Here is a 23,150-nt window from a genome sequence, read left to right as displayed (position 1 = left end):
AATCTGGTTTGGACAACAATCCTACGCGCTCTGCTATTGCTTACATCCGTGTTTCAAAACCCAAGCAAGGCCGCAGCGGTCTCGGCCTGGAGGCACAGCACGCCGCAATCAGATCCTCCGCAAAGAGCAACGCGGCTTCGATCTTTTGCTGCTTCCTTTTTCGCTTCTGAATAGCCCGCGTGATTTCTTGCAACAGTTCTCACTTGCTGGCCCTTGGAACACGCGCTTTAGGCCAAGTGCGGTGTTGCATGCGAGAGGCAGGTGGCTACAATGCACGCCTCAGGGCAAGGCATGGATCACCAATTTTCAAAGGAGAATCTCATGCCCGTTTTTGAACTGCTTCGCCAGATGCGGTCGCGTACGAAGCCCGTGCTTTCAATTGGAGACCGCATCGCCAAGTACGGCCTTGGCGTCGAAAATTACGGAGTCGTCCGTGAACAACGGCTAAGCGGCTGATCTGGAATCATGATCTGGTTTGAAGGTTGATTTGAGATTGCAAGGTTTTGGTGCTTTGGGCACCGGAACCTTGCAAATTCGATTTTGGATTCCCTCGAAGAGCGAAGCATGATTCCCTGTCGTATCGGAGGGACCGATGCGGCCGAAGAAGCACAAGTCGACGGGATCCAACGATCTGTTCCGGGCGCGGTTGGACCAGATCATTAATCTGAAGCACGAGCTGGTTCTGCTTGCCGGCAACATCGATTGGGACTGGATCGACGGCGAGATCGCGCCGCTCTACAGCGAGAACGGCCGGCCGGGGATTGAGACCCGCTTCATGATCGGGCTGTTGTTGCTCAAGCACATCTACGGGCTGTCCGATGAGGGGGTGTGTGAGCGCTGGGTCCACGACCCGTATTTCCAGTTCTTCACCGGCGAAGAGTTCTTCCAGCACGCATTCCCGCACGAGCGCTCGGACCTGAGCCATTGGCGCAAGCGGCTTGGCGACAGACTGGAGCTGTTGTTGGCCGAGAGCCTTCGGGTGGCGCACGAGACCGGCGCGTTACGCGGCAAAGACCTCAAGCGGGTCACGGTCGATACCACGGTGCAGCCGAAGGCCATCACCTTTCCGACCGATGCCAAGCTGCTGCATGCGGCCATCAAGGGGCTCAACCGCCTCGCGACCAGGCACGGGGTGCGGCTGCGGCAAACCTATTGTCGCGTCGCCAAGGCCGCAGCGATGATGGCGGGCCGCTACGCCCATGCCAAACAGTTCAGGCGGCATCAGCGGCAGTTGCGTATCCTGCGCTCCAGGCTGGGCCGGATCATCCGCGACATCCGCCGCAAGATCGAGGGCCAGCCAGCACTGGAGGAGACGTTCGCCCTCCCGCTTGGCCGGGCCACGCAGATCCGCTCGCAGCAGCAGCGCCAGCGCGGCTGGAAGCTTTATTCCTTCCATGCCCCTGAGGTGGAGTGCATCGGCAAAGGCAAGGCCGCGGCGCCTTACGAGTTCGGAGTGAAGGCCTCCATCGTCACCAACAACCGCCGGGCTCCCGGTGGCCTGTTCGTGCTGCACGCCAGGGCACTGCCCGATAACCCCTACGACGGTCACACCTTGCGGGACATCATTGATCGCACCGAAACACTCACCGGCTGTCCGATCGAGCGCGCCTATGTTGACAAGGGATACCGCGGCCACAACGCGCAAAATCCCCGTCGCGTCTTCATCTCCGGCCAGAAGCGCGGCGTCTTTGGTGTCATCAAGCGCGAGTTGCGCCGCCGCTCCGCCATCGAGCCCATCATCGGACACCTGAAGGCCGAAGGTCACCTCGGCCGCTGCTACCTCAAAGGCCGCGCCGGCGATGCCGCAAACGTCATCCTCTCAGCCGTGGGCCACAATTTCCGACGTATCCTCGCCTGGCTGAAGACCCTTTGGTGCCTCATCTTCACAGCCCTAATCGCGGTCGTCAGCCTCCAGCCCGCGCTTAAATCAGCTTCTTAACGGACGACTACGGAAAGCGCAAGTACCGCTTGCAGCGCAAGCCAAAGACGCAGGCAGAGCGACGCTAGGGTTGCACCGTCATGCATCCCACATCCGACCTATATAGGGAGGATGTGTGAAGCTCATGCTTGACGCATGCTTGACGCTCGCAATCAGAACCAATCCTCCCGCTTCCCCCTTCGATGGCGCGGGATGGACCGCAAATCGGGAGGCGGGCTGAGAGCTTTGCCGAGACGAATTTTTCCCTCCCCTCGGTGGGCGGTCCCGAGTTCGTGGGCGGCCACGATCACCATATGATTACTGGGGCAAACGCTCCAGCACCCGCGCGACCTGCGTCGCGCTCCAGACACCAGCGTCCCGGGCTGTCGGTATACCTTGCTCGTTCAGCGCTGCTGCGATGGCCCTCAGGCTCGTTGCGCCGGCCGCTTGGATGCTGGCGATGGTTGGTGCCAGGTCAGTAGCCCTCGCCGCAGCGCGCGCCTCGATGGCTGCGACAGCCTTGGCGCGCGTCCTCGCCGTCGGGATGGTGCCGCGCCAGCCTCCGAGTTTCACCTTTCTTCGCTTCGCCGCAGCCAGCGCGTCCTTGGTGCGCTTTGAAATCATGCCGGCCTCGAGTTCGGCGACCGCAACCATCTGCTGCAACAGGAAGCGGCCCGTTGCGCCCTCGATCTGCGGTAGATCCGCGAACCGAACATCAATGCCAGCTTCGAGCAACTTCGAGAGGAAAGCGACAGAGCGCGTCAACCGATCAACCTTGGAAACGACCAAACAGCAACGGTGCAGGCGCGCTGCGGCCAGCGCCTGATCCAGTTCGGGGCGGTCTGATCGCTTGCCGCTCTCGATCTCGACAAACTCGCCAACGATTTGCCAATCGCCACCGTTGAGATACTGGGCGACAGCGGCCTGTTGCGCCTCCAGACCCAAGCCTGACCTGCCCTGCTTTTGAGTTGAAACCCGGTAATAAGCGACGAACTTGCCGAAAGATGCCACCTGCCGCTCCTGTAACGTATCCAACAACGTCCGTTGTTTGATCCGTAACGGAAGCGGCTGTCAAGGATTCCTATCAACCCAAGCCGAACCGTCTTATCGAAGCGCAGGCGACGCCTTACTGCGCTTGAGCAGCAGCAGAGGCGCTCGCTGCTCACCACAGGCGATGCGCATCAATTCCGAATCGCTCAGTTGCTCCACGCGCGCCACCCGCTCGTCCAGTTCGGCGGTTTGATAGGCCTTGATGTAGTTATCGACCACCTTTCCAATCTCGACGGCCTCACCGGGGGTGAGGTCACCATTTGAGACCGCAGCAGCGACCGCAGCGCTGATATCGGCAGCGTCCCGTGGGCTGTCGATCGCCGGCAACGAGAAACTCACCGGTCGATCCCGGCGGGGCGGGCACAGTCTCTCAAGGCAGAGCCGCATCGCCACCGTGTCGCCGCCCAATGCCATTTGGATACACTTCGTCGTCAGCTCTTGCGCTTGTCCCTCAAGTAGGGCTTCGCACGCGAGCGTCGCTACGTTCCTCGATCCCTTGGGGCGGCCGCTCGGGTTGCCCGACTTACCTTTTTGGAAGCGGCTGCCTTGTTTTTCGACTGTTTTTTCTGGAGACATGGCACACCCAAAACACTGTGCCCCAATGTATCAGAGAAGTCATAAGAGCGTTAGGTTCCCGATCGTAACGACGCTATGCACTTGCTCAGTGTATCCGATAGGGGGCAATCGGTGACGCCGAGTTGTACTCGTCCACAAATGCCGGATTCTTAGAATAAAGAAACGGATCGCCGCGAACACCCCTACCGCCAACGACGATCAGCACACCGTCTCTGACCAGTTTTCGTAGAATGCGACCGGTGATTTTGATTTTTCAACGCGAAGTGAGCCCCGGCTATTGCCAATTCGGGTGTTCCCTAGATCAAGGTGAAGGAACCCTTGCAAGGCCGTAGCGCTAAGGCAGGCTCAGGGTCCTTTGAGAGCGCCGCCGGGAGCCAAAAATCTCGGCTAATTTTTTTGCCGGTTGGTACGCAAAGGGCCGCGCGATGGGGCGCATGTCGATGGGTTGGAACGCCGGAGCCTGCGCGAGGTTAGATAGTTTGCGCAGCATTACAGCTGCGCTGACGGGGGCGTTGCATTGGAGGCGGCGCATGAAAGTCATCGTCGACGAAGCCGGCGAAATCATCGCCAAAGCAACGGATGACCATACCCTAATCGGCGGCCACCATCGCCTCTCGCTGGCGGCTAGCCTCGGTAAGAGACTTTTTTGGCGAGATACCGGCGAACCCGTGAAGCTTGATCTCTTCTTCAAGCATCATGGAAGTCCGCAGCATGGAAGTTCTCTTCGACATACAGCCTGAGCCGCTCGCCGAGCGTATCGTTGTTCGGGTACATCGCGGCGGTCGCCATCGCGGTCGCGCTGCTGGCGTGATCGTTGACCGGAAGCGACGCGGGTGTGTGGAGCAAGTACACGAGGCGGCGACATGACAGATCGGGAGAACTCACCGGCCTATGCGGCCCCTGCCACGAAACCGGATGTGAAGTCTGCCTCAGGGAGCGTAGCGGACCAATTGTGCTCAATGCGAGTTCTTCGGATTTTGGCCCAAAGCGGCATTGAAGCGCGCGTGCCTCTGGCCTATGGCTGCTCCAAAAGAACGCGCGCTAATCAGACTGAAAATCTAAACTCAGCGGCGACCGGCTCGGTTGACGGGGCCGCCACGAGTCCTTGGTGAGGCCCGCTGTTAAGGTCGTGGGACTTAGCATACGCGGCAATATCCCCAAGATGCGCAACAACTGCCGCCCGCGCAGCCGACCCCGCAGCCACCGACCGCGCAGCCACGGACCCCGCAACCACGGCCCGCGCATCCACGGCCCGCGCAGCCACGGCAGCCAGCGCCCACGCCGCCACGGCAACCACGGCCCGCTCCGCCACGGCAACCTCCGCCGCCACGGCAACCACCGCATCCACGGGCTAGCTGCACGCCGCTGCCAAAGTTTTCCTTATCGAAGAGATGGAACGTGGCGAGACTGACATCGGCCATTTCCTCTTCGCTAAGAACGAAGCGCTGATTGGCCGGGATATTGTCAGATTGCGCGATATCAGCAGCGGGCATCGTTGATGCTGATGCGCTACCCAGCAGCGAAAAACCCAGTCCGGTGGCACCCAGCACCGTCACGGCGGCGGCTTTGGTTGTGCGTTTCTGCTTCGAAGCCTGCTTGACCCGTGGCATGGCATCCTCCGTAAGTTCTTGTGAAAACGCTCGGCAGCGTGCGCTCGGCGAAACCGGCGCGCAAGGGTTACTTGTGCGATAAGTGCGAAACATCTCATCGACTACCCGTTCATCTTCATGAACGAGATCGGCACATAGATGAGTACACGCCCCAGATCAGTACATTGCCGCGCGGCTTGGTCGCACACAGCCGGTAGGCTTCGTCCTCGTTGCGTCGCCTCCGTTGTGCCCGTCGCGTCATCGACCTCAATCTGTAGCGGCTTGCCTGTCCCGCACGGCCCGGCGCATCCTCACTCGCATGGGCACCAAATCACGCGAGACCATTTACGGCGGATCGATCCGGGCGGCGGCAGAGCGGGCGACGGAAGCGCCCAAGGATGCTGACCGGCTCGCCGTCGCGGCGTGGAACGCGCGCATGCTCGGCTTTCAGGGTCCGGCGCAGCCATCGCCGTCGCGGGGGATGCGATCAACGCCGGATATCGATACCTCGAAGTGAAATGCCTTGGCTGCAACACCCACCAGACCGTTGCCCTCGATATCGTGCGGCGACCGAAGTCAACGCCGATCCACGAGCTTGAGCGGTACATGCGCTGCAAGGAGTGCTCGCAGGTGCGCGGCTATCCGTACAAGAGGAGCGCGCTGGTCGCGCTGCGACAGACGAAGATTTCGGCGAGCAATCTGCCGTCAACGTGGTGGCCGGGCGAGCGAGATTAGGGCGGGATCATGTGGAGCGAACCAACGCCAAAGTGGCGCACGGCACGGAAGCAGTACCAATGCCAAGGTAATGGCTGTGCCAAAGTAATCGCGTCCGGCGAACAGTACCTCGACAGGGCGCTTAACCAGCCCGCGCAGAGCCATCTTCGATACTGCAAGGAGTGCGCCGAGCCTGTTGCGGAAGGAGCCGCCGCTTATCACTTCTTCAGCCGGAGTGATTTTCCTGATCGCTATGCCCAGCGCATTTCCAGCACAGAATGGAAGAGCCTAAGACGCGAAATCATCGAGCAGCGTGGTAATCGCTGTGAACTATGCGGGCACGAAGGTGGCTCTTTGGTGCTCCACCATCTGCACTATAAGTCGATGGGCAATGAACAGCCGGAAGACGTCCAGCTGCTGTGTTCGACTTGCCATGAGCCGGCCGATGAAAAGCGCGTGGAGGCGAGGCTGCGGCCTGTATTGCCGCGCAATTACGGAACTGGATGGACCTCAGAACTCGATCAACAACTGAAATCGAGATGGGAGGCAGGTGCGTCCTCCGAAGAGCTTGCCCTTGAGTTTGGGCGAACGAAAAGCTCCATCACCCTTCGTCTCGCCAAACTGGGGTTGCAGGTGCATGAACCGCTGTCGAAACTCGACGAAACCTGATCATGTGATTTCGTCGCTGGAAGGCGGCAGGCCACCATGTGCAACCTTTACTCCATCACGACGAACCAAGCCGCCATCGCCGCGCTGTTCCGCGTCGTCAACCGATACGTCGGCAATCTCGCTCCGTTGCCGGGCGTTTTTCCGGACTACCCCGCGCCAGTGATCCGCAACACCGACCCCGGTACAGAAATGACGCTGATGCGCTGGGGCATGCCGCCACCGCCGCGCACTGGCGGCCCGCCGGTGACGAACATCCGCAACACGTCATCGCCGCACTGGCGCGGCTGGCTAAAGCCGGAGAACCGCTGCCTGGTCCCTGCCAACAGCTTCGCCGAGTCGCGCCGGAGCCGAACCCCGATACGAAGAAAAAAGACGTGGTCTGGTTCGCACTCAACGATGACCGGCCGCTATTCGCCTTCGCCGGCATTTGGACGACCTACAAGGGCGATCGCGGCACCAAGTCGAAGCCGATACCGGGTCCCCACGATGTCTACGGCTTCTTGACGACGGCACCGAACGCGATTGTGGAGCCGATCCATCCCAAGGCCATGCCGGTGATCCTGACCACCGATGAGGATCGTGATGTCTGGATGCGCGCTCCGTGGGACGAGGCCAAGGCGCTGCAACGGCCATTACCGGATGACGCGTTGAAGATCGTGATGCGGGGAGCCGACAAGGAAGACAAGGCTGCGGCGTGATCCGAAGCGGCCTTTTCCGCGATGACTGCCGCGCGCAGCTTCGCAAGCTCTTCGGCATGGGCGATGATAGCAGTTGTTGATGGTGCGCAGTTCGCGACCCGTCAATCAACGAATTTGACGCCGCACGTATTTCCGTTCCGCCACACCACAACGCAATGCTCTGTCGTCTTGAATCCATCCAACGACAGATCAAACTTGAAGGCGGCGGTGTGATGCGTCGATGAATGAACGGTGGCCCCGTCACTGTGGAAATTCTTCACCAGACAGGGATGACAGCCACGAACACCGTCTACATAAAGCAGCGCCAACTGGTTGATCGCAACGCGTTTTAGGACTCGACGTTCAGACATCGGGCGTCCCCCAAAACAAAATCCGAAATCATCGAAGGCAGCGATTGGCGCAGAATAGACCGTCGCACGAATTTGAAAAGTCAGCGCGGTTGACTCTATAAAATTGTAGGGAACTACCTTAGTTGCGGTGCCCAACGGGCGACAACCAGCTTGGCGCCGGCTCCATAGGACGACTGCAAAACCAGGGTAGCGACAACGATGCACGCCGCCAGCAGCAAGCCGATAAGGGGCCGGAATGCCGGCTTTCTAGGCGGCGATTGCGGACTAGGTTCGGCTGGAGGTGGGCGTGCGTCATCGCGCTCCATTTTCGCAACCTGTTCACTTACACGCGCGAGCCCTTCATCCGCATGCTTGATCTGTTGGTAGGCGCGCGCGAGTCGTTCATCCGCGCCCTCGCGTTGTCGTATCAGTGCAGGGTCTGCCCGACCTGCGAGGGCAATGCCAGCAGCGATCGGCTTGTTCTGCGGATGAAGGAGCGCGCATCGCTGATGAACGTCGCCGTCAGCAGACTTCCGGCTCCGATCACAAAATCCACGGCGTGACTGCAACATAAAAAATCCCTCCAAGATTGCACGCGCATCTGGAGGATTGGCGACCTACTGTTGCCCATGCGGGCCACATCGTCGTGCCACCGTTGCCGGTCTAAGGCTGGTTGGCGGGACCGTCAGGTCCTCTCAGGATGCACATGGATTGATATCGGATCGGATCGGCGATCTCTGTCAACTTGCATCAGAAGCGCTCGTCCGGTCTAACGGAGGGCCTATGCGGATCGTCCAATTCTGGTTTTCGGGGTTCTAGATCCAAAGCGCATATTACTCGTCGTCAATTCAGTTCTTCGTCGCTGAGAGTACGAAGGCTCAGTTGGGGTTAAAAACTGGTGCTCAGCTAGGTCTTTTGCGTCCGCAATCAACGAGCGCCGCCAACATCGTGCGCCCGTGACGACCCGAGCCCCTGCCGGTCCTCTTGCATCGCCTTGTACTTGTCTTCAGCATCAAACTGTGACCGATCGACGCTCAGATCGAGTTGTTTGAGGTAGCGCCGCGCTGCTTCAGCGCGTGTCAAGATGGGGGACTCGTCAGCCAGTCCTGCGAGCGCCGCCCGCAAGCGGCGCAAAACCTGAATAGAAGTGGCTCCGAATTGGCGGATTTCGTCGAAGGCGAGCGCCATGTAGTCTTCCCACGACGGCAACTTGATGATGACGCGCAAAGCGTCGTCTAAATCTCTTAGATGGGATGCATCCAACTCTTTCCGGATGAGCCGACGCAGCAAATCCTCGATTTGATCAATTGCCTGGACGGCCGTTGTTGGATCGTTTACGGCGGGCGAGAGCGCCTTAATGGCAATGTCCACCAGTATCCGGATGGGATACATGGGATCCTGTTCAAAGGTGCGTTCGAAGTCGCGGTGAATTGCCTGTAGTGCGTTCGTTTCTGAAAAGCTGCTTGTACAGCCGTGAACGCGCAAAACGATACTGCCGTCAATCAGCGTATCTCCGATACCGCAGGCCATCGCAATGATGCCACCACTCAGTCGCGCTTCGCGAACCAGCGCGTCAATATCGAGCCAAGTGATTGCGCGCGGTGGTCCAGAATAGGTTACGGTTTTTGAGACTGGCCCCAACTGAAGTGCTTCGACATGTCCCAACTTGGTTTCGTCACTTTGCTTCAAATCGAGAGGTCGAAAACTAGCGGAAATTACCTCGCGGCCCCTACTTCCGATGGTGTTGAGTACGCTCGTAATCTGCAAATCGACCAAGCGCTGGACCAACCTGACGAAGAGGAACATGCTGACCATAAGCAATACTCCAACTGCCAGCGTGGAATATCCAGGAACTTTGCCAGATCCATTTCGATCGATCCACGCAAGGGTGAAGAACGCAAAAATAAATGTAAAAGAATAGAGCCCAATCGAATGATAGAAGGCGGAATTGCGAACAAACCAGTGCACCAAACGGGGTGAATATGCGACCGCGCTGAATTGCACCATGATAAAGGCAACCGCAAAAACTACGCCGGTCAGCGCCATCATCCCCGAAGCCGCTGCGGACAAGCAGGCCTGAGCCGAGGAAACCGATATGCCGACGGGTTGGGCCAAGTAGAAAAGCTCGAGGCGCGGCACTACTTGGCCAAATATGAAGGCAGCGAACACATAAACCATAGGAATAACCCAGACGCGCATTGGTATCCTCAGGTTGGCTGTTGTCTAAAATGATGGGCGTCTGTGACCGTCGCGACAACATGCAAGCTCGACCGCCCGCGCTGAGCGCGAAGCCGGGGCAATTGCCGCCGCCGTCGCCACGAATCCGCTTCGGGCCTTCCGTTTCTTATGCCTATGCTCACTGCGATAGACCCGCCGAACTCGGCACGGCCTGCTTGTCCCGTAGGATAGCGGCGCTGACGGCCAAGACCCAAAATGGAAACACGAGCAAGCTCCCATCGAAGTAGCCGCTGCCAAACATAATAGCGGCCGCGATGAAGTATCCCCCGATTGCAAGCCAGCGGGGCGTCAGACGGGTATAGACGGCGATCGTCGATGTCGTGATCATGAAGACGGCCGCCGTCTTCGCCAGGTAAATGTTGACCATGCCATAGGCCAAGCTGCGCCCGAAATGAAAGGTGCCGGACTGGATGAGCGCTTCGGGTGCTGCATGGAAGGCCATAATGAGCGCACCAACGACCGCGAAGGCAGCGAAGAGCATGGCCAGCAGCAGGAAAGCGCTTCCCAGGAACACAGTCGCAAAAAATCGGTCCTCCCGTGCCCCAAGCCGGTCGCGAAGCGCTCCCACGAACCAAAGGAAGGCAACACCGGTGAACGGCACAAGGTTCATGGCAATCGTGACATACGTCGTGTCCCCTGCAAGCCAAGCGCCCCGCTCGAGGGGATCAGCGGGGACCGATAGTCGCATGAGGCCGAACACGGCGAACAACAGCACCGAAAATATGATACCCGCAAAGGCTGCGGCCCTTGGTGTTCTCAGATAGGTGCCCGTCAAACTCGGTTCGCTTGAAGTCATCGCGAAACTCCCGCGCAGGAGGGGGCGCTGGTATGAATGAGCGTGAGATCGACCAGCCCGGCTTGGATGCCGGGCAGGCTGTCGCCAAAGTCCCCCAAGTACATTCCCCGATGACAATCGGGACGGCGCGCGGATAGTTTGCGATAGGTCAAGGAAACCATAGTGATGACCCGTTGGTTGCCGGCTCAACCGGCCGATGCAACACAGGCGTTAAAAGCCGCCCAACTCAATGAGTCCGATTGGCAGAAGCCCCGGGCCCAAACTCGGACCTTCGGCGCATTATTTCGATCACCTCATCGGCGCGCGCGAATAGGGTCGGCGATACGGCTAGGCCAAGTGCCTTGGCCGTCCGAAGGTTGACGACCAACTGAAACTTCGTGGGCAGTTGGATTGGGAGATCGGCGGGAAGAGCATAATAGCCCTATTCGCAGCGCCAATCGCGGCGAGTATTCTCTCCCTTCGATGGTTCTGATCGCGGCCGGCCGCCGGCAAATGCGCAAATGCCGGATCGAAAATTCGATTTGGCCGTCGGGAAGTTGTCGCCAGTTCTCAATAACTGACGTGAAGCCGTTCTGAGGAGGCTGGTCAATAATTTCGCGTGCTTTGCGGCGCGCCGCGTCGAGAGGTAATTTGAAAGTCAGTGTGTCAGCCATTTGGTCTGCCAAATCACGCGGGTGAGTGCGCCTACCGAAACTCCGAAGTTAGCCAAACCGACAATGTAGATTCCAGCGATGGTGTCCTCTCCATCCCAACTTCCAACGCGAAGTGTTCGAGCAACAAGGTCAACATCCACCACGCACTTTGGAATTCAAAAGAGCGCTTTGGTTACAACCTCTGCTGTCTCCTTCGACAGACTGGATAATTTGGCGAGGCGCTCCAGGACGGCCTTCATCAACTCTTGGCGATTCGGGTCGAACCGTTTCCAGCGCTCGAAATTACGTGTCATCCGTGCTGCCACCTGGGGATTGATCGAATCCAAAGCAACGATCTGTTCGGCCATGAAGGCGTAGCCGGTCCCATCCGCTGCATGGAAATTGACTTGATTGCCGGCAAACGTACCGATCAGGGCATACACCTTGTTCGGGTTTTTCAGGTCAAAGGCGGGATGGGTGGTCAATTGCCGAACGGCATCCGTGGTTCCGGGCAAGCGTGAAGCCGCCTGCACCCCCAGCCATTTGTCCACCGCCAGTGGTTCGTCCTGCCACTTTTCATAGAACCGGGCCAATGCCGGTACGCGTTCCTGACAATCGCAATTGGCGAGGGAGGTCAATGCCGACAGGGCATCGGTCATGTTGTCGGCTCGATTCAGTTGTTCGTCACAGAGTCGACGCGCATCTGGATCATCCCTTTCCATCAAATAGGCTAGACACAGATTCCGCAGCGATCGTCGACCCGCTGATTCCGCATCCGGGCGGTAAGAGCCAGTCACTGTGCAAGCATCATAGGTGGTGCGCAGAGCTTTGCGCAGGACATCCGCCAGATGCCGCCGCAGCGCCTGTCGCACCCGGTGAATGGCGTCCGGGTCCACGACCTCTATCTGCTCGCCAATATAGTTCTCCGCTGGCAAGGCTAACGCCTCGGCGGCAAAGGCCGCGTCACCCTTGGCACTATCAGCCAGTATCCGCCCGAATGCCCTTGCGAAGGCATCAGGGAACTGAATGGGTCGGCCACTCTGATGATCAGCAATACCCTGCAGTAGGAGCTTCATGGCCAGGCGTTGGCCTGCCTCCCAGCGGTTGAAGGCATCGCTGTCAAAGCTCTGCAGCCGGACCAGCTGATCGTCGGTGTAGTCATAGTTGATGATCACCGGCGCCGAGAAATTCCGACCTAGGGAGGGTACGGGTGGCTCGGATATCTGCACGAAGCGGAATACCTCGGTCTCACGGCGCAGGGATAGTATCCGGCTGGTGCCTTCAGGCGCCGATTCTTCATCCAGTTGCAGCGGGATCTCTTGCCCCTGCGCATTCAGCAGGCCCACAGCGAATGGCAGGTGAAAGGAGAGCTTTTCCGGCTGACCGGGAGTCGGTGGGCAAGTCTGGGTGACCCTCAATTCGTAGACTCGGGATGCCGGGTCGTAGTTGTCCCGCACCTCAAGACGGGGCGTCCCGGACTGTTCGTACCACCGTTTGAACTGAGTCAGATCGATGCAACTGGCATCCTGCATCGCCTGAACCAGTTCGTCGGTTGTGACTGCATGCCCGTCGTGCCGTTCGAAATACAGGTCGACGCCCTTTCGAAAGGTCGCCGGACCGAGCAGGGTGTGAATCATGCGGACCACCTCGGCACCCTTGCTGTAGACCGTTGGGGTGTAGAAGTTGCTGATCTGCTGATAGGACTGCGGACGTACCGGATGGGCCATGGGGCCAGCATCTTCCAGAAACTGCTGGGATCGCAGATTGCGAACCGTCTGAATTCGCTCCACCCCCGGCGAGTAGCGATCACCAGCGTATTGCTGCTCCCGAAATACGGTCAGCCCTTCCTTAAGAGAGAGCTGAAACCAATCCCTGCAGGTGACCCGATTGCCCGTCCAGTTGTGGAAATACTCGTGGGCCACAGTGCGATCGATGAACTTGAAGTCAAAGTCTGTTGAGATGTCGGAGCGGGCCAGCACCAGCTTGGTGTTGAAAACGTTCAGCCCCTTGTTCTCCATCGCTCCGGCATTGAAGTCGCCGACCGCCACCACGTTGTATTGGTCCAGATCCACCTCCAGGCCATAGATGTCTTCGTCCCATTTCATCGCGTGCTTGAGCGACTCAATGGCAAAAGTGCCCTGATCCAGCTTGCCGGGTTCGGCAAAGAATTGCAGCAACACCTTGCGGCCGGATCGGGTCACGAACGCATCAGCGAATTTGTCAAGTTTGGCGGCAACGATTGCAAACAGGTACGAGGGTTTCGGGAAAGGGTCTTCCCAGGTGGCCCAGTGGCGACCGCCCTTGTCCTCGCCTTCGGCGAGTAGATTTCCGTTGGCCAGCAAGATTGGATAGCGTTCCCGATCGGCGTGCAGGGTAACCGTGTAGCGAGCCATCACATCGGGCCGGTCCAGGAAAGGAGTGATACGGCGAAATCCCTCGGCTTCGCAAAGGGTGAAGAAGCCGGTGCTGGAGGTGTAAAGTCCCATCAGTTTCGTATTTTGCTTGGGATTGATCTGCGAGACCGTTTCCAGCCGGAATGCATCCGGTACGGTCGAGATCTCCAGACCGCGGTCGTCCAGCCTGTATTGGTCCGATGCCAGGGGCACCGTATCGATCGCAACCGATTCAACGGCCAGCTCATCTACATCCAGTTGCAAGGGTTCAGTCGCTATCGGGAATTGGGCGTTCCGTTCGACGGTCAGGGTGGATCGAATCCGGGCGCTCTCTTCCGATACAAGATCGATATCCAACACAATTTCAGAGATGAGAAACGGCGGGACTTTATAGTCCTTCAGGTAAACCGTGGTGGGAGCCGATGACGCCGTCATGACAAGATGCTCCGGGGATTGGAACGGAAACAATTGGGCTGACAGCATCCGTGCCGACTAGGCCGTTGCTGCCGTCTGACTGAGCAATCCAATAACAGCGGTCGCGCGCCGCGTGCTACTTCGCGACCGCGTAAGCCTTGTCGTCTGTGACGACCAGTTTGATGAAGGTCACCTTGCGCAGCACCTCGCGCGACATCACGAACGGATAGAAGTCGGGCTGCCCCATGCTGTGGGCAAGCTCGTTCAGCACCGTGGTGAGCAATACCCAGGAATTCACGAGGGCAACGGTGTGCTCGGCGTCCGGGTGGTCGGGCGCGTAGAGGTCGGCGACCGTGAACTGTTCGACCTCGACCTCGGCCCTGACATTTTCGGCGGCAAAGCCGAAGCTGAGCGCCGTGTCGAGGCTGTCAAGCAGGTGCAAGTAGTGTGCCCAGCTCTCCGCCCAGTCCTCCCAAGGATGCGTCGATGCATAAGAGCTGATGTACCGAGTAGCCCAGTCGGGAGGCGGCCCCTTCTCGTAGTTTTTCTTGAGCGCGGCCGCGTAGTCGGCTCGCTCGTCCCCGAACAGCGCCCGGCACGGCTCGTGCCACACCGTTCCTGCGATGAGACGATCCCAATAATAGTGGCCGACCTCGTGGCGGAAGTGCCCGACCAGCGTGCGATACGGCTCGTGCAACTCGTGCCGGATCTTCTCACGCTGAGCGTCGTCGGCCTCCTCGACGTTCAGTGTGATCAGACCACTCCCATGGCTGGTCATCACCCGCGGCCCGTCCGGTGGCGAGCGCAGCAGATCAAAGGCCACGCCACGCTCCGGGTCCTCGCTGACCTTCGATTTGACGGGCACGCCTAGCACCAGCAACTGCGAGACCAAGCGGCGCTTCGCGTCCTCGATGGCGGCCCAGTATCGTCGGTTGTCCGCGTCGCTCAGGTCCGGGATCGTGCGGTTCAACCGGCAAGAAATACAATGCGGCGACAGGTCCTCCGCAGGCAGCAGCCAGTTGCATCTGGCCGGGGAATCGAAGTTACCGCAGCGCCGATAGGCATGCGAGGAAGCCTCCGTGTTTGACAGTCGCCATGTGCCCTCGCTCGGTCCGGCCGCCAGCGCGCGAATTTCTCCGAGCAGCGGGTCATAACCGAGCGGGGCGCCGCAGGCGCGACAGGTGCTGTCGCGAAAGAAGACCGACCGACCGCACTGGCATTTATACGAGTGTCCACTGATATACGAGCGACCATTGTGCTGACGATCGCGCGACGACGACGAAACCGACAGTCGCCTCAAGATGCTTTCAACGAAAGACTCCAAGACGCCCCCCTTATGCGGATGACAGCCAAAAACGGCCAAGGCGTGGATACAGTTTGAAGTATGAAACGACACCGCAAGGAGACATGCTTTGATCTAAATCAACCCGGATGAGTTCAGCTCTGCGTGTGTATCTATGAGTATCAAGGCATCCAACCGGCTTCGCTTTGTGACGTCGGACTGCAGTCCAACTCGATTTTGGATCACGCAAAACGCGCACCAACGTCGTCGGCCGCTGGCCGGTGCGCGGTTGGTTCACTGGCCCATCATGGCGGTGAGCGACGTCAAGGATTTCAAGGAAGCACAGAAGGCGAACATCGATTTCGACCTGGAACGAGAATGGGGTCCGCTCAACAAAGAACCCGATTGGTCGTCGGCTCCGCCGGCTGGCCTGAGCCGGCCAGAGGAATGTGAGCATGAAACCGTCGCCCACCCCTACGGCACGCTTCGTCTCCACTGGCACTCTGCCCGGGCGGGACGAGATCCGCTCGCTGGTCGAAGCGGCCTATGTGCACTTCCGCGAGGAAGCGGACGGCCAGCTGGCCGACTACATCCCGGCCCTGGCCGAGGCCGATCCGTCCGCCTTCGGCATCTGCGTCGCCGACACCCGCGGCGACGCCTTCGTGATCGGCGACGCTGCTCTACCGTTCTCGATCCAGAGCGTGTCGAACGGGGCGCAATATCTTCCCACCACGAGCCCCTGCAAGAGTCCCCTCTGCAGGGGCTTTTTCATGTCAGAGGACGCGGAAGATCAGGCGCAGGGCAGCGTGGATGCGGCTGCGCTCCAAGGGCGCTTGTTCCCGCGCTCCATGGGCGTCCTAAGCGACCGGTGGAGTGGGGCATCAGGCGGCTCTAGCCCATGCGCTGGGACCTCGCTAAACTAGGCGCGAATAAGCGACAAGCAGATGGAGGCAAAACTACCTAAATGACCAAGGCGACAGCAGATATTCGATCTTTGGCGCGGGCACAGACCGCGCTGGCCATCCGCACGCTGACAGGGGTCTGCGGCTCCAAGGCCGCACCAGCGGCGGCCCGTGTGTCCGCCGCTCAGGCGTTGCTCGACAGAGGATGGGGCAAGGCCCCGCAGCCGCACACGGGCGAGGACGACGGGGATATCCACGTAACAATCAGGAGCATCACTGAAGAGCGGCGATAATGATTGACGCCGATGGAGACACGTTCGTCGAGCCGCTAACAGGGCAAATAGGTTCTCCGTAGGTCATCGAGTAAACCCACCAGTACCGATGCGATGGTGGACGACGAGGACGTCCTTCCGTGCTTCGTGGCGTGGCCGGCACCCCGCGCCACCACCCGAGTGAGTCAATTTGACTCATACGTGCACATCACAATCCGTTCTAACGTCCGTTACATCAGAATGTGTTTCTAGGATAATAGTCATGGCTGAGGGTAAGTTCGTTTCTTACCTACGTGTTTCGACAGACAAACAGGGGCGCAGCGGCTTAGGAATAGAGGCGCAACGTCATGCGGTGGAACGCTATCTAAACGGCGGCCGGTGGACACTAGCTGCTGAATACGTGGAGACCGAGACCGGGAAGCGCTCTGACCGCCCCAAGCTGACGGCAGCGCTCGCCCACGCCAAGGCTATCAAGGCCAAGATCGTGTTCGCCAAGCTGGACCGGCTGACGCGCAACGTGGACCTCCTGAGAGCTCTCGTGGCGAGCGAAGTGGACTCAGTGTTCTGCGACCTACCCCACGTCCCGCCAGGCCCCATGGGGCGCTTCCTGCTCACCCAGATGGCCGCTGTGGCGGAATTAGAGGCTGGGTTGATAGGCGAGCGTACCAAGAGCGCGTTAGCTGTTGCTAAGGCCCGCGGCGTCAAGCTGGGTAATCCAAACGGAGCCCGAGCGCTCCGGGACAAACAGGTTGGCAACGCTGAGGCCATTGCGTCCGTCAAAGCCAAGTCTGCCCAACGCGCCGCCGACCTGCGGGGCATTGTGGACGACATTAAGCGCTCAGGGATCACAACGGTGCGGGGCATTTCAAACGAGTTGCAGTCCCGGGGCATTCGCGCTCCCAGGGGTAGCACGTGGCATCTGACCGCAGTTACCCGACTGCTCAATCGTCTGAACAACACGTCACATACCAACAATGGGGCGAAGCTCGCGACTACTCTGCGCGCCGGCAAGCGTGTCTAGCGCCTCATTTCGTGGGGTAGCACCTCGGCTTTTGATTTCTGGGTCAATGACTTCGGCCCGGTTCATTGGGAGTGAACCAGCATAACGGAGTTCGTCTGAGCGGCGAATGCCTTGTGCCGCGTGCGGACGAACAGCCAGCACGGCCAAAGCGGCACGGCTGAAATGTCTCAAGGCATGCAGCCAAACACGAATTCAGCCTCCATCGGTGGGCCCCGTTGAGCAGCCGATCGCGCAGCCGTCCAGCTACGCTGACCAGTGCCAGAACAACCGTGCCGTATTGATCACGATGGAGCCCTGATCTTCTTGATGCCGCGCGGGGCCCATTGCACCACACCCCACAGGGGAAGGGGATTGAACGTTCCCTGTCCCGGTCTGCCCGGACAAATCCCCCACCCTATAGGGTGGTGGGGATTGTCCGGGTTGTGGACTGTTGGACAAATTCAAATTTGTCCGGATTGTCCACCAGCGTTTCACTGCTGAAATCGTTGAGTTTTTTTTGTCCGCTGATTTTGTCCGGTTTGTCCGTCCCCTGAACCGGACAGGAAAAATTGGGGGTGCCCGGGACAAACGCGATTGTCCGGGCTGTAACAGCCGAAAGTTGCTTTGCAGCCTTGTCACTGAGGGACGATCCAGACCCGCTCGTCCCATACGCCGATCCGGTGCAGGTCGATCAAATCATCCACGGCGCGTTTGAACGCCCGCTTGGCGCTGTCCTTCGTTCCGGCCGGGGACAACCCGCCCTTGGAACAGTGGTCCCGCCACCGCTCCATCGAAACCACCCTGACGCCTTTCGGATACTTGGCCGTTGTCGGCGCAGGCTCGCCCCCCTCGGCGAGGGCAACCTCCAGCAGCGCCATCGCCCGCTGCTGCGTCTTGTTCAGCTTCGGCCCGGCCCGGCCCACGGGCACCTCGTCGGACAAGATGGCTGTGGTGATGGCGTCGCCATCCTCGTCGTGCCCGAGCGTGACCTCCCTCATTTGGAACCGCGTCAGCACGCTTTCTACCCCGTCATTGATCTTGGTGACGGCGGCGGTCCGCACACCCTCGGCGACCGAGATCTGCACCATCATGTCGACGTCTCCGAGATGCGCGTTCGACCCGCGCGCGCCCCGGCTCTCATCCTTGCCGGTGTGGCCGATCAGCGCGACGTGGATATCGGTCAGTTCGTCCTGGATCTGTTGCAGGTTCGCAGCCGCTAGGTTCTGATCTTTAGCCGCATTCTCATCGCCGCCGCCCATCGCGATACCCTTGTTGAAGGTGTCGATCACGATCAGCCCGACCGGGCGACCGTAATGCGCCTCCGCCGCGCGAATGGTCTCGACGATGATATCGACGCTGGCCGGGTTCACGAGATCAATAGCCTTACCCGCTACCGCGATCGGCAAGTTCGTCCGCGTCTCCTGCGACGCGCGTGCTGCGAGCTTCCCTTCCTTCAGTTCGAACGGGGGTAGGGTCTGCGGCATTGCATGCGCCCGCATCCGCCGCTTCACTAGTTCCTTGCGTTCCAGCGCGAAGTAGACGACGGCGACCTTGTCCTTGGAGCGATGGCCGCGCCAGTCAGCCCCCTCAGCCGCATGGATGGCGAGGTCGGCCATCAGCGCCGACTTACCGGAGCCGGGCGGCCCCACCCAACTCGACCTTTCACCCCTGTTGAGCACGCCCTTGATGATCGCCTTCTTGGCAACGGTCTTGTCGAAATCCTCGTAGAACTCCAGCGGGATCCCGCCCCCCTGTGGTGCCTCTTTCTCCGTGTTCACCTTCACCCTGTTCGCCTTGTCTTTCTCCGCGTTGCACAGGCAGCGGTAGATTTCCTTCTCCAGCCGCCCTCTGTAGCGTACGGGGACAACCGGCCTGCCGTCGATGTAGCACTCGATTTTTGTTACCGACCATTTTAGCTCATGCAGCGAGCAGACGGCGTGATGGAACGCTTTGCTCAGGTCTTCGGCTGGCGGGGTGTTAGCGATGATCGCTTTCAGCTTGGTCGGCAGGTACCGGTCATCCGGCTTGTAGTCGTCGGGGCTCGCGTACCTGTCGCCGTTGGCTTCGATCCATTTTTTGAGGTCGAAGCGCGAGTCTGGCGGGTGGTCTGGTTTGGTACCGCCTGAACCGTTTGCTTGGACGCCGTCCAGTTCCGCCACGACGGCGTCGATGATATCGTCAATGCACCTGAACATCTGCCCGCGCTGCGGCAGCGGGTTGCATGTGATGGTGATGTAGCGCTCAGCGCCGCGATAGCTCTCAACCTCCACAGCGCAGCCGCGGATTTTCTGCTTCCGGTGCACCTTGGCGCCGATGCCGCGGCCGATGACGCGAAGGCCCGTGCCCGACGGGGTAATTTCCGTGTAGGACACCGAGCGGTATACGATCGACATGGCTTCAGGCGCGATGCTCCTGGTCACTGGATCGCGGCACTTGTCGAGGTCGAAGACGCCGAGGTCGGTGCCGAGCAGGTTGAACCCAATGCCGTCGCACTGGCCGGCGTCGAACGCGGCCAGCACCTCTTCATAGGTGCCCCACGTCTTCGGGTCATTGTTCTTCGCGTACTGCTGTGGATTGCGCGGCTGGCGCGGCGGCTTGGTCCACTTTCCGCCGCCTTTCTTGTCGCCCCGCCATTCGAAACTCCAGCACACCCAGTTCGGCAACTCCTTCAGCGGCGTGAGCGCAGCGGGAAGATTGCGGAGATCGCCTTGGAACGGGACCGGGCGGTCAGGGACGGCGCGCGTCATGCTGCACCTCGAACGATAAGCGCATCGACGACCGCAGCGACCAGCAGAACGTTCAGGGCCGCGGCTTGACTAGCGCGCGGCATTTTCGCGCGCCCGACGCCACGCATCAGCAGCCTCACGGGAGATCAACACGCGAGTGCCGACATTGAATGTCGCGGGCATCAGGCCCTGCGGCTTCAATTTGTAAAAAAGCTGCGGGCTGATGCGATGACGCGCACAAAACTCGTCAACGCTATAGGCGTCGGCGTGATCGGCTGCGTTGGCATGGATCGGCTTGCGACCGATAACTTTGGTGCGCGCCATGTTTTGTCCTCCAGTTCCATGTGGCTATCTGGAACACTCTGGAGGACGGGGGCGACGCGCGGCAGTTCGAAAATCAAACGGCCGCCGAGGTTCAATACGGGAATGACGGAAATTGTTTTCTGTATTGTTCAATGATTTTGGCAATGCCGGCGGGCCCGGGGGCCACGCCAGTGATGGCGCCCAGCGTCAACGTGAGGAACTCAACCAACGGGCCATAGGGAGGTCCGTCGAGCTTCCGGGCGAACGAAGTATCTCCGTCAAACAGATCGACCCAGAGCGTAAGAAGACCAATCTCAAGATAATGGCGATGAGGGTCTTTCTGGCCACGAAACTGCGGTCCGGCGAGATACTCATAGTGAACAAGCAAGCTTTGTAACCGCCGATCCTGCTCTTCAAGGTTAGGATCCGGGCTACTTCCGCGAAGAGGGGCTGGCAGCGCATTCATTGCAGCTTGGAGTTTCCGGTTTAATCGCAGGGCCGTTCTCAAGCTGTTCCTAATATCCACGGGGGGGCCCAGGTGTGACCTTGAAGCTCGCATCATGATCGAGGTCCGCCCCAATTGCTCCACCGTGCCGCGAGCTAGTACCCAGTCAATGTCGTCGGGCCAGCTCTTGCGCACGGAGCGAATAGCCTTCCATTGCTTATCCGTAAAATGGAAGCTCACCTTGGGGCTCCGCACCGGCGTTCTAACCCTTTGACGTGAGGCCAATCGGCCAGTGAAACGATTTCCGCAGGCTTGCCTATGACGCGAGTGCCGCGACGGTGTCGCCGACCGGCAGTTGCAATAATGCGTTACGCGAGACGCCGTCGCCATGCTCGGTAATGTACTTCGAGTATGTCCGCTCAATCATCGCGACGCTGGTGTTGTGCAGCGAGGCCACCAGCCTGATCGGCACGTTTAGCAGCAGCATGCGCGCGATGCTGGAATGCCGGAGCGCGTACATTGTCGCGTCGGGATCCGCGCCGATCGCGGTCACGATCTTGTGGACATCGCGATGATAGCCTGCACCGGGATTGTCGCCCCACGGGCTGCCGTTGGCTTGCAGCAGCAGTGGCGCGCGATCGGCCCGCCCACGAGCCGCCACTCTCAGCTTGGTCGCCAGTTGCATGGTGATCGGCACCGAATAGCGTTCCAGCTTTTTCTCGGCGCGGTTTCTGTCGCCACCCTTGGCCGACTTCGGCATCATTAGCTTTGGCCGTACCGGATGGTCGCGCAAATCCTCGACGCGCAGCCGCGCAGCTTGGCTCGGACGCGCGCCGGTCACCGCCAGTGTATCGGTCAGGAGCCCGAACTGATGATCAAGCCCGTAGGCGCTGCCGACGAATGCACGCACTGTGTCGTCGCTCAAAATAACGTTGCGAGCTTGCTGCGCATTCGGTAGACCGGCAAGTCCGATTTCCCAAGCGTTCCGGTTCTGAATACGCTTGTCGTGCTGCGCCGCCTGCTCTAGCGCCGCGCAAATGCAACCGCAGAGCCGGTTGATGGTGGACGGGGCCATCGTATTGAGCAGACCGTCGCGCCATTTCTTCAGCTCGCTGGCCGCGAGCATCGCCACTGGCTTCGACAGCAGCACGCTGGTGAGGTGCACGCGCGGCCATTCGGCATTGTAGGGATTAGCACTTCGCGCCGTCAGATCGGTCTTGTAGTCATTCAGCGCGCGGTCCACGGTGATCGGCGCAGGGCTGCCGCTGCCGTCGTCATCGCCGCGTGCGAGCCGCTTGGCGGCGTCCTGAGCCTGATAGAACGTCAGCACAGCCTTTCCATCGTCGTCATCAAAATCGTCTGCTAGCGCGATAGCCTTGGTCCAGTATGCGCCATGACCGTCGCTGGCCTTGAGCACCCATGTCCCGTTGGTTTTGTTGCGGCGGTACAGCAGGGCGACACCACGGGCCAGTGACGGACCACTGTAGGGACGCCGACGCACCTTCAATCGCAGCCTCGCGCTCCGGCTTTCAAGTGCGCTGAAACTAACCTTGCGTGCCATGACGGAGTCTCCGTGTCTCGCGAAGTGTCGCGATGGTGTCCGTGGTCCCTGATAGAACCGTATGGCAGCATATGAGGGGAATCGTTGGATGATCAATGGGTTGGAGATTCCACACGGTTCTCTACAAGCCCACCCGGGTATTTATTTTCCCTGCGCAATGGCTTTACGGCTTACTTCGTGCTCTCCCCGGAGAACGGCTCTTTTGCCTCCGTCGTCGCGAGAGAAGTTTTGCCTCTCCCGGACTTAGCGCCAGCACCGCGGCGCCCGAACCACACGACTTCGCCGTACGCTTCCGGCGCGTACGTCTATCGCACCCTCAGCGTCCACCGCATCTCACCGCGCGTTCGTGACGATGGCCAACGCCCCTCATCCGCCGTGAGACAAGCGGAGTTATGCAAATGATTTGGTCTGCAAGTTAAGCGGAATATTTTTGATTCCTGGGCTTGACACGATTTCGGAAAATCAGAAGTGATTTGCCATCGTGTTGATTTGCCGCGGTTGCGCATCGCGATTGCGGTTGCGCGCAAAGCAAATCAGTTCGCGGCGCGTAGGGTGGGCAAAGCGCAGCGTGCCCACCATCTATCGTCGAGCTTGTCTTGAATGGTGGGCACGCTTCGCTTTGCCCACCCTACGAAACGACGCC

Annotated in this window: 18 protein-coding genes, 2 pseudogenes and 1 riboswitch; of the genes and pseudogenes, 9 read left to right on the top strand and 11 right to left on the bottom strand. The window is 59.7% G+C overall.

What is annotated here, in order from left to right; genetic code table 11:
- The first annotated feature begins 321 nt into the window (after positions 1 to 321).
- Positions 322 to 456, top strand: a complete 135-nt coding sequence (locus tag ACPPVP_RS04025; protein ID WP_426531521.1) for a hypothetical protein — start codon at positions 322 to 324, stop codon at positions 454 to 456.
- Between the two features lie 136 nt (positions 457 to 592).
- Entirely contained in the window at positions 593 to 1,939 is a 1,347-nt protein-coding gene (locus tag ACPPVP_RS04020; RefSeq protein WP_426527868.1) for an IS5 family transposase, read from the top strand.
- Between the two features lie 297 nt (positions 1,940 to 2,236).
- On the opposite strand, the gene ACPPVP_RS04015 is transcribed toward ACPPVP_RS04020, so the two are convergent.
- Positions 2,237 to 2,929, bottom strand: a complete 693-nt coding sequence (locus tag ACPPVP_RS04015; RefSeq protein WP_426531519.1) for a recombinase family protein — start codon at positions 2,927 to 2,929, stop codon at positions 2,237 to 2,239.
- A gap of 93 nt (positions 2,930 to 3,022) precedes the next feature.
- On the bottom strand, positions 3,023 to 3,544 hold the full coding sequence (locus ACPPVP_RS04010) for a DUF5681 domain-containing protein (RefSeq protein ID WP_426531517.1): 522 nt from the start codon (positions 3,542 to 3,544) through the stop codon (positions 3,023 to 3,025).
- A 530-nt stretch (positions 3,545 to 4,074) separates the two neighbouring features.
- On the opposite strand from ACPPVP_RS04010, the gene ACPPVP_RS04005 reads away from it, so the two are divergent.
- The 4 genes and pseudogenes from ACPPVP_RS04005 (at position 4,075) to ACPPVP_RS03990 (ending at position 7,214) form a co-directional block, all read left to right on the top strand.
- Entirely contained in the window at positions 4,075 to 4,284 is a 210-nt protein-coding gene (locus ACPPVP_RS04005) for a hypothetical protein (RefSeq protein WP_426531516.1), read from the top strand.
- A gap of 1,168 nt (positions 4,285 to 5,452) precedes the next feature.
- A pseudogene (locus ACPPVP_RS04000) lies at positions 5,453 to 5,868 on the top strand (hypothetical protein).
- A 9-nt stretch (positions 5,869 to 5,877) separates the two neighbouring features.
- Positions 5,878 to 6,516 (top strand): HNH endonuclease, encoded by a 639-nt coding sequence (locus tag ACPPVP_RS03995; RefSeq protein ID WP_426531514.1) that lies wholly within the window; start codon positions 5,878 to 5,880, stop codon positions 6,514 to 6,516.
- A gap of 36 nt (positions 6,517 to 6,552) precedes the next feature.
- A pseudogene (locus ACPPVP_RS03990) lies at positions 6,553 to 7,214 on the top strand (SOS response-associated peptidase).
- Between the two features lie 101 nt (positions 7,215 to 7,315).
- Here the strand turns inward: ACPPVP_RS03990 and ACPPVP_RS03985 are convergent.
- The 5 genes from ACPPVP_RS03985 to ACPPVP_RS03965 form a co-directional block, all read right to left on the bottom strand.
- The gene (locus tag ACPPVP_RS03985; protein WP_426531512.1) at positions 7,316 to 7,699 is read right to left on the bottom strand and encodes a hypothetical protein; all 384 of its coding nucleotides are present in this window, start codon (positions 7,697 to 7,699) and stop codon (positions 7,316 to 7,318) included.
- Between the two features lie 453 nt (positions 7,700 to 8,152).
- Positions 8,153 to 8,252, bottom strand: a riboswitch (SAM-I-IV-variant riboswitch).
- A 218-nt stretch (positions 8,253 to 8,470) separates the two neighbouring features.
- Positions 8,471 to 9,742, bottom strand: a complete 1,272-nt coding sequence (locus ACPPVP_RS03980; protein ID WP_426531510.1) for a DUF2254 domain-containing protein — start codon at positions 9,740 to 9,742, stop codon at positions 8,471 to 8,473.
- Positions 9,743 to 9,899: 157 nt separating this feature from the next.
- On the bottom strand, positions 9,900 to 10,577 hold the full coding sequence (locus ACPPVP_RS03975; protein WP_426531508.1) for a hypothetical protein: 678 nt from the start codon (positions 10,575 to 10,577) through the stop codon (positions 9,900 to 9,902).
- 808 nt (positions 10,578 to 11,385) lie between these two features.
- Complete coding sequence (pepN, locus tag ACPPVP_RS03970; RefSeq protein WP_426531506.1) at positions 11,386 to 14,037, bottom strand: aminopeptidase N; 2,652 nt, start codon at positions 14,035 to 14,037, stop codon at positions 11,386 to 11,388.
- 115 nt (positions 14,038 to 14,152) lie between these two features.
- The gene (locus ACPPVP_RS03965) at positions 14,153 to 15,340 is read right to left on the bottom strand and encodes a zinc-binding metallopeptidase family protein (protein WP_426531505.1); all 1,188 of its coding nucleotides are present in this window, start codon (positions 15,338 to 15,340) and stop codon (positions 14,153 to 14,155) included.
- A 413-nt stretch (positions 15,341 to 15,753) separates the two neighbouring features.
- Between ACPPVP_RS03965 and ACPPVP_RS03960 the strand changes: the two genes are divergently transcribed.
- From ACPPVP_RS03960 to ACPPVP_RS03950, 3 genes are all read left to right on the top strand, one after another.
- Positions 15,754 to 16,221, top strand: a complete 468-nt coding sequence (locus ACPPVP_RS03960; protein WP_426531504.1) for a glutaminase — start codon at positions 15,754 to 15,756, stop codon at positions 16,219 to 16,221.
- A gap of 41 nt (positions 16,222 to 16,262) precedes the next feature.
- Entirely contained in the window at positions 16,263 to 16,493 is a 231-nt protein-coding gene (locus ACPPVP_RS03955) for a hypothetical protein (RefSeq protein WP_426531502.1), read from the top strand.
- Between the two features lie 241 nt (positions 16,494 to 16,734).
- Positions 16,735 to 17,493: a recombinase family protein gene (locus ACPPVP_RS03950; RefSeq protein ID WP_426531500.1), complete on the top strand. Its 759-nt coding sequence runs from the start codon at positions 16,735 to 16,737 to the stop codon at positions 17,491 to 17,493.
- A 614-nt stretch (positions 17,494 to 18,107) separates the two neighbouring features.
- On the opposite strand, the gene ACPPVP_RS03945 is transcribed toward ACPPVP_RS03950, so the two are convergent.
- From ACPPVP_RS03945 to ACPPVP_RS03930, 4 genes are all read right to left on the bottom strand, one after another.
- Positions 18,108 to 20,219 (bottom strand): AAA family ATPase, encoded by a 2,112-nt coding sequence (locus ACPPVP_RS03945; RefSeq protein WP_426531498.1) that lies wholly within the window; start codon positions 20,217 to 20,219, stop codon positions 18,108 to 18,110.
- Positions 20,220 to 20,288: 69 nt separating this feature from the next.
- Entirely contained in the window at positions 20,289 to 20,522 is a 234-nt protein-coding gene (locus ACPPVP_RS03940; RefSeq protein WP_426531496.1) for a hypothetical protein, read from the bottom strand.
- A gap of 91 nt (positions 20,523 to 20,613) precedes the next feature.
- Entirely contained in the window at positions 20,614 to 21,186 is a 573-nt protein-coding gene (locus ACPPVP_RS03935) for a hypothetical protein (RefSeq protein ID WP_426531494.1), read from the bottom strand.
- Between the two features lie 76 nt (positions 21,187 to 21,262).
- Positions 21,263 to 22,507, bottom strand: coding sequence for a site-specific integrase (locus tag ACPPVP_RS03930; RefSeq protein ID WP_426531492.1), 1,245 nt, complete (start codon positions 22,505 to 22,507; stop codon positions 21,263 to 21,265).
- Positions 22,508 to 23,150: the final 643 nt, after the last annotated feature.

The organism is Bradyrhizobium sp. McL0615, assembly GCF_049993905.1.
Taxonomy (GTDB): Bacteria; Pseudomonadota; Alphaproteobacteria; order Rhizobiales; family Xanthobacteraceae; genus Bradyrhizobium.
The sequence above is the reverse complement of the archived record's forward strand: the minus strand, read 5'-3'. Positions and strand labels throughout refer to the sequence as shown.

Bases quoted from the DNA above. Each gene is read 5' to 3' on its own strand.
- ACPPVP_RS04025 (WP_426531521.1), top strand. From the start codon at position 322: ATGCCCGTTTTTGAACTGCTTCGCCAGATGCGGTCGCGTACGAAGCCC.
- ACPPVP_RS04020 (WP_426527868.1), top strand. From the start codon at position 593: ATGCGGCCGAAGAAGCACAAGTCGACGGGATCCAACGATCTGTTCCGG.
- ACPPVP_RS04010 (WP_426531517.1), bottom strand. From the start codon at position 3,544: ATGTCTCCAGAAAAAACAGTCGAAAAACAAGGCAGCCGCTTCCAAAAA.
- ACPPVP_RS04005 (WP_426531516.1), top strand. From the start codon at position 4,075: ATGAAAGTCATCGTCGACGAAGCCGGCGAAATCATCGCCAAAGCAACG.
- ACPPVP_RS03995 (WP_426531514.1), top strand. From the start codon at position 5,878: ATGTGGAGCGAACCAACGCCAAAGTGGCGCACGGCACGGAAGCAGTAC.
- ACPPVP_RS03980 (WP_426531510.1), bottom strand. From the start codon at position 9,742: ATGCGCGTCTGGGTTATTCCTATGGTTTATGTGTTCGCTGCCTTCATA.
- ACPPVP_RS03975 (WP_426531508.1), bottom strand. From the start codon at position 10,577: ATGACTTCAAGCGAACCGAGTTTGACGGGCACCTATCTGAGAACACCA.
- pepN (WP_426531506.1), bottom strand. From the start codon at position 14,037: ATGACGGCGTCATCGGCTCCCACCACGGTTTACCTGAAGGACTATAAA.
- ACPPVP_RS03960 (WP_426531504.1), top strand. From the start codon at position 15,754: ATGAAACCGTCGCCCACCCCTACGGCACGCTTCGTCTCCACTGGCACT.
- ACPPVP_RS03955 (WP_426531502.1), top strand. From the start codon at position 16,263: ATGACCAAGGCGACAGCAGATATTCGATCTTTGGCGCGGGCACAGACC.
- ACPPVP_RS03950 (WP_426531500.1), top strand. From the start codon at position 16,735: ATGGCTGAGGGTAAGTTCGTTTCTTACCTACGTGTTTCGACAGACAAA.
- ACPPVP_RS03945 (WP_426531498.1), bottom strand. From the start codon at position 20,219: ATGACGCGCGCCGTCCCTGACCGCCCGGTCCCGTTCCAAGGCGATCTC.
- ACPPVP_RS03940 (WP_426531496.1), bottom strand. From the start codon at position 20,522: ATGGCGCGCACCAAAGTTATCGGTCGCAAGCCGATCCATGCCAACGCA.
- ACPPVP_RS03930 (WP_426531492.1), bottom strand. From the start codon at position 22,507: ATGGCACGCAAGGTTAGTTTCAGCGCACTTGAAAGCCGGAGCGCGAGG.